This window comes from Humibacter albus DSM 18994 (assembly GCF_000421825.1).
GTDB lineage: Bacteria > Actinomycetota > Actinomycetes > Actinomycetales > Microbacteriaceae > Humibacter > Humibacter albus.
In genome coordinates this window covers 34,730-48,015 of sequence record NZ_ATXT01000016.1, presented here as the reverse complement: position 1 = coordinate 48,015, position 13,286 = coordinate 34,730, and the positions used below count along the sequence as shown (strand labels likewise).

The window sequence follows — 13,286 nt, the reverse complement described above, 5'->3', positions numbered from 1 at the left end:
ATGGCCATCGACCGCGCACGAGTGGAAGCGGCCGTTGTCGAACTCCTGGCCGCGATCGGCGAGGACGGCTCGCGGCCGGGGCTTCAGCAGACCCCGGCACGCGTTGCGGATGCCTACGAGGAGTTCTTCGGCGGCCTCGCGCTCGATCCGGTGGAGCCTCTGAGCGAGACGGTGCCGCTCGGCGACAGCGACGCGGAGACCGTGCTGCTGCGAGACATCCGATTCCGGTCCGTCTGCGAGCACCACCTGCTGCCGTTCACCGGGGTGGCGCACCTGGCGTACCTGCCCGGGGACCGGGTCGTGGGACTGGGGCGGCTGCCGAAGGTGGTCGAGATCTTGGCGGCGAGACCGCAGCTGCAGGAGCGGCTCACCGAAGAGATCGCGGACACGTTCGTGACCGGGCTCGATCCGCGCGGCGTGCTCGTGGTGCTCGACGCGACGCACGCCTGCGTGACCACGCGCGGTGCACGGCAGACGGATGCCTCGACGGTCACGATCGCCAGCCGCGGCGAGTTGAGCGACCCCGTCACACGCGCGGAGCTCATCGCCCTGATCGGTCGAGGCGTGAAGTGACGCGCATCATGGGCGTGCTGAACGTGACGCCCGACTCGTTCAGCGATGGCGGACGGTGGGCGTCCACCGACGCCGCCATCGCGCACGGCGTCGAGCTCGCCGAGCAGGGCGCGCACATCGTCGATGTCGGCGGCGAGTCGACGCGGCCCGGCGCCGAACGCGTGCCGATCCCTGCCGAGCTGGGGCGCGTGCTGCCGGTCGTGCGCGAGCTGGCGGCGCGGGGCATCCGCGTGAGCATCGACACGATGAACAGCGAGACGGCGAGGGCGGCGGTCGATGCCGGTGCGCAGATCGTCAACGACGTCTCCGGTGGGCTCGCCGACGCGGCCATGGGCCCGTTCGTCGCCGAACGCGCCGTGGACTACGTGGTGATGCACTGGCGCGGGCACAGCACCGTGATGAACGACCTGGCGAGGTACACGGATGCCGCGCGCGAGATCCGCGAGGAGCTGTTCCGTCGCGTGGACGCGCTGGAGGCGCAGGGCGTCGCGCCCGAGCGGATCATCGTGGACCCGGGCCTCGGGTTCGCGAAGACCGCTGAGCACAACTGGGACGTGCTGCGGCACCTGGCCGAGTTCGAACAGGCCGGGCTGCCCGTGCTTCTCGGGGCGTCGCGCAAGCGGTTCCTCGGCGAGCTGATGGAGCCCGGCGCCACCCCCCAGGATCGCGACCTGCCCAGCGCCGTGGTCGCGGCGTTCGCGGCGCGCGATGGTGTGTGGGGCGTTCGGGTGCACGACGTGGTCTCCACGCGGATCGCGCTCGAGGTGGCGCGCCGATGGCTCGGTACCCAGGGACCCGGTGCCCAGGGGTCCGGCGTCCAGGGGCCCGGGGCCCAGGGACTGGGTACCCAGGGGTCCGGTACCCAGGGGTCCGGTAGCCGGGTGGGCGTGTTGCATGGTGAGGAGCAGAAGTCGTGAGTGACCGGATCACGCTGACGGGGCTGCGCGTGCGCGCCCACCACGGCGTCTTCGACTTCGAGCGGAGTGAGGGCCAGGACTTCGTGATCGACGTGATCGCGTGGCTCGACCTCGCACCGGCGGCCCGGGGCGACGCACTGGCGAAGACCGTGCACTACGGGGAGCTGGCCGAGGCGGTCACGCAGGCGGTGGCATCCGACCCCGTCGACCTGATCGAAACCGTCGCGGAGCGGGTGGCGCGCGTCGTGCTCGGGTTCGCGGTGGACCGCACCGAGGTCACCGTGCACAAGCCGAACGCGCCGATCACGGTTCCGTTCGGCGACGTGGCGGTGACCGTGGTGCGCGACCGGCCTTGGTTCGAGGAGGGCCGTGTCGACGACGGCCAGCTCGAGGAGGCGGAGTCGTGATCGCGAAGCCGCAGCGACTGCGGCCGCTGGAGCCGACGGTGATCGCCGTCGGCAGCAACCTCGGTGACCGGGGAGCCACGATCCGAGCCGCGCTGGACGATCTCGCGGCGACACCGGGCGTGCGGTTGGATGCCGTCTCTCCCCTGATCGAGACCGCCGCTCTCCGCGTCGAGGGTGTCGACGAGGACGCTCCGCGCTACCTGAACGGTGTCGCTCTGATCTCGACCGCGCTCGATCCGCACGCGCTCCTCGACGAGTTGCATCGCATCGAGGATGCCCACGGTCGCGTTCGCGTCGAGCGCTGGGGAGACCGCACGCTCGACCTCGACATCGTCGCGATGGGCGGTCGGCACCTGGCCGACGAGACGCTGACGCTGCCGCACCCACGAGCATCCGAGCGGGAGTTCGTGCTCGCCCCCTGGCTCGCCGTCGATCCGGATGCCACGCTCCCGGGCCTGGGGCGTGTGGACGCGCTGCTGGCACGACTTCGAGAAGGAGACGCGTCGTGAAGCGCACCGGACCCATCGCGCTGATCGCGCTCGGCGTCATCGGGCTCGCGATCGGCTACCTGGTCGAGCTGGCGCTCGTGGCGGCCGGCTCTCCGATGCTGATCCCGCCGCTGTCGTTGTCGATCACGCTGATCGCCATCGCCGTGATCGTGGTGCTGGTCGCCGTGCCGATCCGCCGCGCCGTGCACAGCAAGGTGAAGGTGCATGTCGATCCGTTCCGCGCCATGCGGGTCGCCGTGCTCGCCAAGGCGTGCAGCATGGTCGGCGGGCTGCTCACCGGCGTGGGAATCGGTGTCGTCGTCTACGTGCTGACCCGCACCGTTGTCGCGAGCGCGGACTCGATCTGGCTGAGCGTGGTCGCGGCGGCGACCGCGGTCATCCTGCTGATCGGCGGGCTGATCGCGGAGTTCTTCTGCACGCTCCCGCCGCCGAAGGACGAGGAGCGCGAGCACGCCGATCACGTGCCTGCGCGCTGAGCGCGGCTCGGAGCGAGCGAAGCGCGTCGAACGGCCGACTCGTGTGATGTCGTGGGCAGGAGGCAGACTGAGACGATGGCAGCCGACCTGGACGAACTGCGCCGACTGCGCAGAGCCCGCGACCGCATGGACCGCGAGTACGCGGCGCCGCTCGACGTTCCCGCCCTCGCGCAGACGGCGCTGATGTCGCCGGCGCACTTCAGCCGGCGGTTCCGCGACGAGTACTCCGAGACGCCGTACTCCTACCTCATGACGCGGCGCATCGAGCGGGCGAAGGAGCTGCTGCGCCGGGGCGATCTCAGCGTGACGGATGTCTGCTTCGCCGTCGGCTGTACCAGTCTCGGCTCGTTCTCCTCCCGCTTCACCGAGCTGGTGGGGGAGACGCCGTCCGCGTATCGCGGGCGCGACCACGAGCAGCTGGATGCCTTCGCGTCGTGTCAGGCGATGGTCCTGACGCGGCCGCGCCGCAACGAGGGACGCGCGCATCTGGACGAGCTCGAGCTGGCAAGTCGCGGCGACGGTCGCGGTGACGACGCACCGTCACGAGAACGAGCAGTTTCGGAGAAGACCGCGGTGCAGGCATCCGCCTAGCGTGAAGCCATGACAGTTTCCATCAGCGGAGTGCACGTCCTGGTCGACGACCCGACGGCATCACTTTCCTTCTATCGCGACATTCTGGGCCTGACAGTGAAGAACACGGTCGAGAACGGCGGATTCACCTGGATCACGCTCACCACCCAGAGCCAGCCCGAGATCGAGATCGTGCTCGAGCAGCCGCAGGCCGGTCGTTCGGCGGAGAACGGCGACGCGGTCGCGGCGCTTCTGGCCAAGGGTGAGCTGCAGATGCTGCAGCTGCGCACCGATGACCTCGGTGCCACGTTCGACAAGCTCGCGGCGGCCGCGGGCGTTGAGATCATCCAGGAGCCCACGGATCAGTTCTGGGGTGTTCGGGATGCCGCGGTGCGCGACCCCTCCGGAAACCTGATCCGCATCGCGCAGGCCTGAGCCGTACCGGCAGGCCTGGCCTGTCGGCCTGCGCACCGTTCCCGAGGACATACGGCACGTCGAACGTCATTGACGATCGAGGTGCTCTCCATCCTCGGGAACGGCAGCCGGGAGGGCGGCCCCGATCACGGGCTGACTCAGCGGCGGCGATCGATGCGGCGCACGAGGGCCCACGCGATCGGAAGCAGTGCGGCCGCGATCGCCCACTTGATGATGCCGCCGACGATGAACGGCGTGAACCCCGCGGCCATCACCGCGGCGAAGTCGTTCGGCAGACCGAGGTTGCCCAGCACGACAGCGAGGTACGGGAGGCCGACGAGGAACGGCACGATGCTCGCGGCGAAGAAGCCGGCCGCAGCGAGAACGGGGCGACGATCCCAGGCGCGCTCTGACAGCCATCCGATCAGCGCAGCGGCAGGGATGAAGCCGATGATGAAGCCGAAGCTCGGCGACAGCACGGAGGCCGGGCCGCCGGAGAATTCCGCGAAGATCGGGAGGCCGACGAGGCCGAGCACGGCGTAGAGGCCGAGGGATGCCGCACCCCGCCACGATCCAAGACTCGCGCCCACGAGCATGACGGCGAGTGTCTGGCCGGTCACCGGCACGGGCCAGAGCGGAACCGAGATCTGCGCGGAGATCGCGACGAGCGCGGTCCCGGCGACGATGAGCAGGCCGTTCGCCACCGCGCTGCGCGGCACGACGCGATCGGCGAGCGTGGGGAGTAGGCGCGGGGTCGAGGTTGCAGTGGACACGTGGTCTCCGATCCGTGACGGTGGGGGTGACGCGGTACGTCCCCACACTAGGCGCGCAGACGAGCACGGTCGGGGTGAGGGTCTCCACATCGCTTTGCGGTCTTCTTTGGTCGAATGAGCCAAGGGGGTGCCGTCGGCGACGATCAGCGGATGCTTGCCACGCGTTCGCACGCCGCGTCCAGTCCCGCGCCGTGTCCGCTCAGTAGCATGGAGGGCACTATCGCCGCCTGCCCGGCATCCGTTGCCGGAGTCCGGTGCGGCGGGCGCCAACCGAGGAGCTCCCCGTGTCGCAACGACTCGATGTCGCCGGGCCCGACGGCACGATGCAGTGGCATCGGGTCTCGCCGAAGTACGTCGTCGTCGTGATCGTCAGCTCGTTGATCAGCACGTTGATCGCGGCCGCCATCGCCGTGTTCGCCTGGCTCGTACTGGCCTGGTGGTGGGCGTGGATCGCACTCATCGTCATCGTCGCCATCGGCATCGCGCAGCTCATCATCGCGCCTCGGCGCGCCCGAGCCATCGGCTACGTGCTGCGCGACGACGACCTGCTCATGCGGCGCGGCATCATGTTCCAACGGTTCGTCGCGGTGCCGTACGGTCGCATGCAGCTGCTCGACATCGAGCGAGGACCGGTCGATCGGATGCTCGGTCTCGCCGAACTCCGGTTCGTCACCGCGGCCGCCTCGAGCCGGGTCTCCGTTCCGGGACTCGTCGAAGCGGACGCCGCGTGGCTACGCGATCGCCTCGTCGAACTCGCCGAGTCGCGCAGGACGGGGCTGTGACCCAGCCGTACACCGCGGCGACCGGCCTCGCCGACGGCGAGTGGCACCGCATGCACAAGGCGACGCCGCTGCTGAGGGGCGGCATCGCGATCATCGCCATCGCGGGCGTGATCGTCGCGAACCTGCGCGAGCGCATCGTCAACTTCTTCATCGGTACCCCGGACTACCCCTCGGGCGATCCCGTCGACGTGATCGTGCAGCACGACTTCGTGTGGCAGGCGATCGGCATCGCAGCCGTGGTGATCGCGGTCTGCGTCGGGGTCTTCACCCTCTCCTGGCGCGTGCAGGTGTTCCGCGTGACGCACCAGGCCGTGGAGCTGAAGAGCGGCATCCTGCGCAGGCAGGAGCGCAAAGCGCGGCTGGATCGCATCCAGGGCATCAACGTGCAGCGGCCGGTCTTCGCCCGCATCTTCGGCGCCGCCAAACTCGAGATCGTGGTGGCCGGTCACGACGCGAACCTCGATCTGGCCTATCTGCCGTCGAACGTCATCGAGACGCTGCGCCGGGAGATCCTCCGCCTGGCCTCCGGCGTGCGCGCGGAAGAGGCGCGGCGGAGCGACACGCGCTCCCCGAGCGACATGCGCTCGTCGAGCGACGCACGCCCCCTGAGCGAGCGCAGCGAGTCGATGGGTGGGTCGACTCCGGAACAGGCGGCGCCCTTCGACTCGCCAGCGGTGCCCTTCGACCTGCCTGCGGCTCGCTCAGGAAGCACTGAAGCTGCGGCGGGCCGCTCAGGGAGTATTGAAGCGGTCCCGGCTCGCTCGGGGGGCGGGGACGCGCCGAAGGCGTCTCTGCGGGAGTCGGCCAGGGGCATCCTGTCGGATCGCGTAGAGGAGTTCGTGCTGCCGGCGGACCTCGACCCGGATGCCGCGCCGCCGGAGTCCGTCGTGCGCATGCACCCCGGACGCCTGGCCGGCTCCCTTCTGCTGAGCGGGCCCACGATCGTGATGTTCCTCATCGTGATCGCGATGATCGTCGGCGCTTCCACCGGTCGGCTCTGGCTGATCATCATCATCTTCCCGACCGTGCTGAGCCTCGGCGGCCTTTTCGTTCGCCGCTTCAGCAAGGCGCTGCGCTACAACATCTCCGGCAGCGATCAGGGCGTGCGCATCGGATTCGGCCTGCTGACGACGAGCAGCGAGACCATCCCGCCGCGGCGCATCCATGCGGTCGAGATCGTGCAGCCGCTGGCGTGGCGGCCGTTCGGCTGGTGGCAGGTGCGCATGGACACCGCCGGCCACACTCGCGGCCGCAACTCGGCTGGCGAGGCGCGCACGACGACGTTGCCGGTGGGCAGCGTACGCGACGTGCAGCGCGTGCTGCCGCTTCTGCTGCCGTCGATGGACGACGCGATTCGGGATGCCATCGCCCACGCCGGCATGGTCCGTCGCGCAGACCAGTCCGCCTTCTCGTCCGCGCCGTCGCGCGCGCGCTGGCTGCGCCCGTTCTCGTGGCGCAAGACGGGCTACACGATCGCGGACGGCGTCGCCGCCCTGCGCCACGGAACGCTCTGGCGCAGAATCGTCTTCGTTCCGCTCGCGCGTATGCAGAGCATCGAGGTCGCCCAGGGGCCGCTGCGTCGCGTTCTCGACCTGGCCTCGGCTGACGTGCACGTGATCGACGGTCCGGTGCGCGGAAGGCTGCCGGTGATCGACGTGCGGGAGGCCGAGGAACTGTTCGCGATCGTCTCCGCGGGCGCGATCGCCTGGGCGGACGCGGAACACCCCGCCACGAAGCGCAACGACGAGACGGACGGCGCACGAGACGGCGTCGCCGGCACTGCAGAAGACGGTACGGGAGGGGATGTCTGATGGTGCAGCGATCCGGACGCCTCGGCGTCGGCATCGTCGGCGGAGGACACGTGGGACCGGTGCTCGGCGCGGCACTCGCGGGCGCGGGGCACGCGATCGTGGGGGTGGCGACATCCAGCGACCGCAACCGCGAACGCGTGGAGACCTTGCTGCCGGGGGCGCCCGTGCTGGAGCTGCCCGACCTTCTCGAGCGTGCCGAGCTCGTGGTGCTCGCCGTGCCGGGCACCGAGCTCGCGGAGTTGGTGAACGGCCTCGCGCTCGCCGGCGCCTGGCAGCCCGGACAGCTCGTCGTGCACACCTCGCCCGAACACGGTGTCGGGGTGCTCACGCCGGCGCTGCAGCGCGGAGCGATTCCGCTCGCGATCCATCCGGCCATGGTGTTCAGCGGCACGAGCCTCGATCTGGCCCGCCTCGCCGAGACGTACTTCGCCGTCACGGCGCCGGCGCCCGTGCTGCCGATCGGGCAGGCGCTCGTAGTCGAGATGGGGGGAGAGCCGGTGGTTGTCGAGGAAGAGGATCGCGCAGCGTACGCCGAGGCGATCGCCACGGCCACCACGTTCTCGCGCTCGATCGTGGAGCAGGCATCCGGCATCCTCGCGCGGGTCGGGGTGGAGAATCCGGGCGCCTATCTGTCGTCGCTGGTACGGTCATCCGTCGACGAGGCGCTGCGGCGCGCCGGCGCGCCGACCGAGCTCGACGCGCTCGACCTGCCCGGTCTGCTCGAGGCGGGCGCCGCATCCGCTAGCCCGCTGGAGCCGCGCCCCGGCGACGGGCCGCCGCACGGGCGATGGGACCTCGGCGGCACACCGGACGACCTGCCCGGCGATGCGCCGAGCGAGTTCCCGGGGACCTCGGACTCCCCGTGGGACGACACCACCGGCTGGCCGCGCACCGACCCCGACGATCCGGAGAACAGATGACCGAGACCACCGACGCCCGCGTGGCACCGACGATCGCCGACGTGCGCAGCCGGGTTCGGGATGCCCGTGTCCGCGGCGCGCGTGTCGCCCTCGTCCCGACGATGGGCGCCTTGCACGACGGCCACCTGGCGCTCGTGCGCCGCGCGCGCGAGCTCGCCGACTTCGTGGTGGTCTCCATCTTCGTGAACCCGCTGCAGTTCGGGCCGTCGGAGGACTTCGAGCGCTATCCGCGTCGCCTCGAGACCGATCTGGAATCGCTCGGCGCTCTCGCCGACGTGGTCTTCGTGCCGAGCGTCGACGAGATGTATCCGAACGGGCCGACGCAGACCCGCATCACCGGCGGCGAGGCGGCGACCGTGCTCGAAGGGGCGTCGCGTCCGGGCCACTTCGACGGCATGCTCACCGTTGTGGCGAAGCTGCTGAACATCGTGCAGCCGGATGCCGTGATGTTCGGCCAGAAGGACGCCCAGCAGGTTTTCCTGGTGCGCCAGCTGGTCGCCGACCTGAACCTGCCGGTGTCGGTCGAGTCGGTGCCCACCGTGCGCGAGCCGGACGGTCTCGCGCTCTCCAGCCGCAATCAGTATCTCGACGACGAGGCGCGGACAGCAGCGGTGACGCTGTCCGCCGTGCTGAAGGATGCCTCTGCGGCGGCACCGAGGGGAGTGGCAGCGGCGCAGGCGGCCGGGATCGCACGCGTGCGGGCATCCGGGGCCGTTAAGCTGGATTACCTGGCCATCGTCGACCCGGGAACGTTCCGTCCCGTCGACGGCGCGTACCGCGGAGAGGCCACCGTGCTCATCGCGGCGCGCGTGGGCGGAACGCGGCTCATCGACAACGCGAGCATCGTCGTCGGGTGAGCCGGGCATCCGGCCGCATCGACGAACCACCACACGCAGCGCGGGCGAAGCCCGTCGCAACCACCACGAACACCCGGCGGTCGTGCCGACCGCTACGAACGAACGAGGACCCATGGCGACCCCACCGCGTGACGCGTCCAGCGCCGAACTGACCGCCGACGAGGTCAGCGAGCAGAAAGCGGTGCGCCTGGCCAAGCGCGAGCGCCTGATCGCCGAGTCGGATGCCGCGGGCGGCGCCTATCCCGTCGCCGTGCCGATCACGGCCACCATCTCGGAGCTGCGCGAGCGGTACGGCGACCTCGAAGCGGATGCCACCACCGACGAGCACGTCGGCGTCGCCGGCCGCGTCATGCACCTGCGCAACACCGGCAAGCTGTGCTTCGCGGCGTTGCAGTCGGGCGACGGGGCGCGCATCCAGGCGATGGTGTCGCTCGCCTCGGTGGGCGAGGAGTCGCTCGCCCACTGGAAGGAGCTCGTCGATCTCGGTGACCACGTGTTCGTGCACGGCGAGGTCATCTCTTCCCGGCGCGGAGAGCTGTCGATCATGGCCGACGAGTGGGCGATCGCGTCGAAGGCGATCCTGCCGCTGCCGAACCTGCACAACGAGCTCTCCGAGGAGACGCGTGTGCGCAGCCGATACCTCGACCTGATCGCTCGCGAACAGGCACGTGCCAACGTGCTGAACCGGGCCAAGGCGGTCGCTTCGCTGCGCGCCACGTTCGCGTCGCGCGGCTTCACCGAGGTCGAGACGCCGATGCTGCAGACGATGCACGGCGGGGCATCCGCTCGCCCGTTCGTCACGCACTCGAACGCGTTCGATACCGAGCTCTACCTGCGCATCGCGCCGGAGCTGTTCCTGAAGCGCGCGGTGGTCGGTGGCATCGACCGGGTGTTCGAGATCAACCGCAACTTCCGCAACGAAGGCGCGGACTCGACGCACTCGCCGGAGTTCGCCATGCTCGAGGCCTACCAGGCGTACGGCGACTACAACACGATGGCGGAGCTGACTCAGGCGCTCATCCAGGACGCGGCCTGGGCGACCAGCGGCGGCCACGTGGTCACCTGGGCGGATGGCACCGAGTACGACCTCGGCGGCGAGTGGGACTCCGTCTCCATGTACGAGAGCCTGACGGATGCCCTCACGCAGGCCGTCGCATCCGGTCGCGTTCCGTGGACCGGCGGCACCGACATCACACCCGAGACGCCGCTGTCGGAGCTGGCGGCGTTGGCCGAGCTGCTCGAGATCGAGGTGAAGCACCCGATACACGGCAAGTACGTCGAGGAGCTGTGGGAGCACTTCGTCAAGGGCGGGCTCACGCGGCCGACGTTCGTGCGCGACTTTCCGGTGGACACCTCGCCCCTGGTGCGGGCGCACCGCTCGAAGCCGGGCGTCGTGGAGAAGTGGGACCTCTACATCCGCGGGTTCGAGCTGGCGACCGGATACTCCGAGCTCGTCGACCCGGTGGTGCAGCGTGAGAGGTTCGTGGAGCAGGCGCGGTTGGCGGCGCAGGGCGACGACGAGGCGATGCGGCTCGACGAGGAGTTCCTGCGCGCCCTCGAGTTCGGCATGCCGCCCACCGGCGGCATGGGCATGGGCATCGACCGACTGCTGATGGCGCTGACCGGGCTGGGCATCCGCGAGACGATCCTGTTCCCGCTGGTGAAGTAGGCGGCAACCGGACCACGGGCATCCGCCTCTCGTTCTACGGTCCTTGCCGCGTGGCGAAGTAGCCCGTCACATCACTGGTGAGGTGCAACAGGACGGTCCGCGCTCTCTCTCCGAAAACATGTCGATTTGGCATGTTTTCGCGCGGATGTCCTGTTTTCCCATCGACGACACCTTTGCGTCCACACTCGGGTGGCTCCGTGAGCGTTCCCCATTCGAGGCGATCGACAGCGTCGAACCCCACGGTGCCGACAACGATCGGACGCATGAGTACGAACGTGGCAGTCGAATTGAAGCGCAGAGGCGGCCTGGCTACGCGACGTGCCCTTCAGGATGCCGGCTGCAGCAAGGAGTCGATCGTTGCGTTCGTGCACTCGGGCCAGGGACGAGTGATCCGCCGATGCTGGTTGGCTTCTGGCGCTGACGCGGACGCCGTCCGGGCGGTCGAACTCGGCGGTGCGCTCACCGCGGGCAGTGCGCTACGAACGATCGGCGTGTGGGTGTCGCACGACCGCGGTCTCCGCGTCGCGGTGCCTCGTTCGTCCAGTCGTTTGCCTCCGCTCAACGACGGTGAGAGCCGCTACCGATCCCGGAATTTCCGGCGAGCGCAGGGCGCACCGTGGCGAGTCTCGGCTGTCATGGCCCTGGTTCAACTGGCATCGATGGAAGAACTGCCGCACGTCGTCGCGTCCGTGGACAGTGCATTGCACAGCCGTGCGATGTCGACGTATCAACTCGATGAGCTATTCGCAGCGTTGCCAAGACGGTGGTCGAGGATGCGCAAGCTCATCAACGCCGAGGCCGAGTCCGGACTCGAGTCGATTCTGCGGGTCGCACTGGTTCTGGCCGGCTTACAGGTCGAGGTCCAGGTCAGTATCTCGGGTGTAGGGCGCGTGGATCTCGTCGTGAACGGGTGGCTGGTCGTCGAGACGGATGGTGACCGATGGCACTCGAGTCGCGAACAGCGGGAACGCGATCGGAGGCGGGACGCGGCGTTGGTGAGGCGCGGGATGCGACAACACCGGTTCGGGCACGGGCAGATCATGGACGATCTAGAAGGTTGTGTCGACGTGGTTCGGGAACTGTTGGCGTCGCGGCCGTAACCAAGGCTCGCTGCGGCGAGTGGGATTCTCACGGCTCGACAGGACAGCCGGGTGAGAACATGCCAATTCGGACTGTTCTCGGCGTGAGAGCGCGGACCGTCATGTTGGCGCCAGGCGGCAGGAGGCGCCCTACGAGAGCCCCATGGTGCGCGGCGCCAGCTCGGTCTGCAGCACGAGAGCGGCACCGCCCACCGCGGCGGCGTCCGTGACGTCGGTCGAGAGCCGCACCCGTACCGCGTGCTGGGTGCGCACGAAGAAGTCGCGCTCAAGGCGGCGCAGCACGGTGCGTACATATGTCGGGCCGGCGATCGCGAAGGCGGGGCCGGCCAACGAGATCGAGTCGAGATCGAAGAGGTTGGCGAGCGTGAGCACCGCCGTCGCCAAACGTTCCGCGGACTCCTGAATGAGCGCAGACGCTCCGCCATCGCCGCGCACGGCCGCCATCGCGATGGCGCGGAAGTCGTCGAACTCGTCGTCACCGCCGAGGGCGAGCCGGGCATCCTCACCGAGTTCCCGCGCTCTGCGCACAATGGCGCCCGGATTGGCCAGCTCCTCGAGCGGATAGTCGGCACCGTCGGGCCCCGCGATCATCACCTGGCCCAACTCTCCCGCGTTCGAGCTCGCTCCTCGGAACACGATGCCGTCGATGAGCACGCCCGCGCCGATGCCGCTGCCCATGTAGACCGTGGCGTGCGCTCGAGCGTCGAGTTTGCCGCCCCAGAAGTCGCCGAGGGCGGCGGCGGTGGCGTCGTTGTCGAGGATCACCGGCAGTCTGACGGCGTTCGAGAGCATCTCTCGAACGGGCACGTCGAGCCATGCCGACAGATGGGGTGAGTGAAGGATGACGCCGCGCGCCAGGTCGAGCGGCCCCGGCGACACAACGCCCACACCGACCACCGACGCCTTCTCGATGCCCAGCCCGACCAACATGCTGTCCACCTCGGAGGCGAGGCGGGCGATCATCTCCTGCGGCTCCGTGGTGCCGATGCCGAGCGTGCGCGTGCGGCCCACGATGGCTCCGGCGAGATTGATCGCCACGTACGTGATCGACTCCCGGCCGAGTTGCACCCCGACGGCGAACCGCGAGCTCGGGTTCACGTCGAGCATGACCGGCGGCTTGCCCCCGGTCGACTCACCCCGCCCCGATTCGATCACCAGTCCTTCGGTCATGAGCTGGCGTACCACGGTCGACATGGTCGCCTGGGTGAGGCCGGTCGCCTCGGCGAGCGCCACCCGGCTGATGGGTCCTTGCGCGCGGATGAGGTCGAGCACCACACCCCGGCTCGTCCCGCTGGCGAGTGAGACGCGCTGCTTGGCCATGCATCCCCTCTCGGCGGCGCGGCCGGTCCGCGTCGTATTAGGCCCGTGCGGGCCGCGAAAAGCCGTCGGCCGGCGGAATGCCGTCGGTCGTTCTTTCGAAGAATCCTCGCACAGCATACTAACTTGACATGCTTTATAAAGCGGTCTAAGAAAGAACCCGATCGCAACGAAGCGAGAACGAGTTGCGG

General features: G+C 69.5%; 14 protein-coding genes and 1 pseudogene. 13 read left to right on the top strand and 2 right to left on the bottom strand.

Annotation, left to right across the window (positions count from 1 at the left end; all coding sequences use genetic code 11):
• From folE to H623_RS0111630, 7 genes are all read left to right on the top strand, one after another.
• Positions 1-573, top strand: a complete 573-nt coding sequence (gene folE, locus H623_RS0111660) for a GTP cyclohydrolase I (protein WP_022901112.1) — start codon at positions 1-3, stop codon at positions 571-573.
• Positions 570-1,490, top strand: a complete 921-nt coding sequence (gene folP, locus H623_RS19515; protein ID WP_022901111.1) for a dihydropteroate synthase — start codon at positions 570-572, stop codon at positions 1,488-1,490. Before folE ends, folP begins: the two co-directional genes overlap by 4 nt.
• On the top strand, positions 1,487-1,897 hold the full coding sequence (folB, locus tag H623_RS19510) for a dihydroneopterin aldolase (RefSeq protein ID WP_033371913.1): 411 nt from the start codon (positions 1,487-1,489) through the stop codon (positions 1,895-1,897). Before folP ends, folB begins: the two co-directional genes overlap by 4 nt.
• Entirely contained in the window at positions 1,894-2,406 is a 513-nt protein-coding gene (gene folK, locus H623_RS0111645; RefSeq protein WP_211218002.1) for a 2-amino-4-hydroxy-6-hydroxymethyldihydropteridine diphosphokinase, read from the top strand. Before folB ends, folK begins: the two co-directional genes overlap by 4 nt.
• Positions 2,403-2,882 carry a DUF3180 domain-containing protein gene (locus H623_RS0111640; protein WP_022901110.1) on the top strand — a complete coding sequence of 160 codons (480 nt, stop codon included), beginning with the start codon at positions 2,403-2,405 and terminating at the stop codon, positions 2,880-2,882. The genes folK and H623_RS0111640 overlap by 4 nt, the downstream gene beginning before the upstream one ends.
• 75 nt (positions 2,883-2,957) lie before the next feature.
• Complete coding sequence (locus tag H623_RS19505; RefSeq protein WP_022901109.1) at positions 2,958-3,473, top strand: helix-turn-helix transcriptional regulator; 516 nt, start codon at positions 2,958-2,960, stop codon at positions 3,471-3,473.
• 9 nt (positions 3,474-3,482) lie between these two features.
• Positions 3,483-3,887 carry a VOC family protein gene (locus H623_RS0111630; RefSeq protein ID WP_022901108.1) on the top strand — a complete coding sequence of 135 codons (405 nt, stop codon included), beginning with the start codon at positions 3,483-3,485 and terminating at the stop codon, positions 3,885-3,887.
• 137 nt (positions 3,888-4,024) lie between these two features.
• Here H623_RS0111630 and H623_RS0111625 read toward each other — a convergent pair whose 3' ends face one another.
• Complete coding sequence (locus H623_RS0111625) at positions 4,025-4,639, bottom strand: biotin transporter BioY (protein WP_022901107.1); 615 nt, start codon at positions 4,637-4,639, stop codon at positions 4,025-4,027.
• 284 nt (positions 4,640-4,923) lie between these two features.
• Here H623_RS0111625 and H623_RS0111620 point away from each other — a divergent pair, with 284 nt between their 5' ends.
• From H623_RS0111620 to H623_RS21115, 6 genes and pseudogenes are all read left to right on the top strand, one after another.
• On the top strand, positions 4,924-5,421 hold the full coding sequence (locus H623_RS0111620) for a PH domain-containing protein (protein WP_026940255.1): 498 nt from the start codon (positions 4,924-4,926) through the stop codon (positions 5,419-5,421).
• Entirely contained in the window at positions 5,418-7,232 is a 1,815-nt protein-coding gene (locus H623_RS21120; protein WP_022901106.1) for a PH domain-containing protein, read from the top strand. Before H623_RS0111620 ends, H623_RS21120 begins: the two co-directional genes overlap by 4 nt.
• Positions 7,232-7,918 (top strand): annotated as a pseudogene (locus H623_RS19495) (DUF2520 domain-containing protein); the annotation flags it as partial. The gene H623_RS21120 and the pseudogene H623_RS19495, both read left to right, overlap by 1 nt.
• A gap of 230 nt (positions 7,919-8,148) precedes the next feature.
• Positions 8,149-9,009 carry a pantoate--beta-alanine ligase gene (panC, locus tag H623_RS0111605; protein ID WP_022901104.1) on the top strand — a complete coding sequence of 287 codons (861 nt, stop codon included), beginning with the start codon at positions 8,149-8,151 and terminating at the stop codon, positions 9,007-9,009.
• Between the two features lie 112 nt (positions 9,010-9,121).
• The gene (lysS, locus tag H623_RS0111600; protein ID WP_022901103.1) at positions 9,122-10,678 is read left to right on the top strand and encodes a lysine--tRNA ligase; all 1,557 of its coding nucleotides are present in this window, start codon (positions 9,122-9,124) and stop codon (positions 10,676-10,678) included.
• Positions 10,679-10,941: 263 nt separating this feature from the next.
• Complete coding sequence (locus H623_RS21115) at positions 10,942-11,778, top strand: endonuclease domain-containing protein (protein WP_022901102.1); 837 nt, start codon at positions 10,942-10,944, stop codon at positions 11,776-11,778.
• Between the two features lie 129 nt (positions 11,779-11,907).
• Here H623_RS21115 and H623_RS19485 read toward each other — a convergent pair whose 3' ends face one another.
• Positions 11,908-13,098 carry an ROK family transcriptional regulator gene (locus H623_RS19485; protein ID WP_022901101.1) on the bottom strand — a complete coding sequence of 397 codons (1,191 nt, stop codon included), beginning with the start codon at positions 13,096-13,098 and terminating at the stop codon, positions 11,908-11,910.
• Positions 13,099-13,286 lie beyond the last annotated feature (188 nt).

What these genes read in the sequence shown, in the direction of transcription:
- folE (WP_022901112.1), top strand. Translation starts at nt 1, where the DNA reads ATGGCCATCGACCGCGCACGAGTGGAAGCGGCCGTTGTCGAACTCCTG.
- H623_RS19505 (WP_022901109.1), top strand. Translation starts at nt 2,958, where the DNA reads ATGGCAGCCGACCTGGACGAACTGCGCCGACTGCGCAGAGCCCGCGAC.
- H623_RS0111630 (WP_022901108.1), top strand. Translation starts at nt 3,483, where the DNA reads ATGACAGTTTCCATCAGCGGAGTGCACGTCCTGGTCGACGACCCGACG.
- panC (WP_022901104.1), top strand. Translation starts at nt 8,149, where the DNA reads ATGACCGAGACCACCGACGCCCGCGTGGCACCGACGATCGCCGACGTG.
- lysS (WP_022901103.1), top strand. Translation starts at nt 9,122, where the DNA reads ATGGCGACCCCACCGCGTGACGCGTCCAGCGCCGAACTGACCGCCGAC.
- H623_RS21115 (WP_022901102.1), top strand. Translation starts at nt 10,942, where the DNA reads ATGAGTACGAACGTGGCAGTCGAATTGAAGCGCAGAGGCGGCCTGGCT.
- H623_RS19485 (WP_022901101.1), bottom strand. Translation starts at nt 13,098, where the DNA reads ATGGCCAAGCAGCGCGTCTCACTCGCCAGCGGGACGAGCCGGGGTGTG.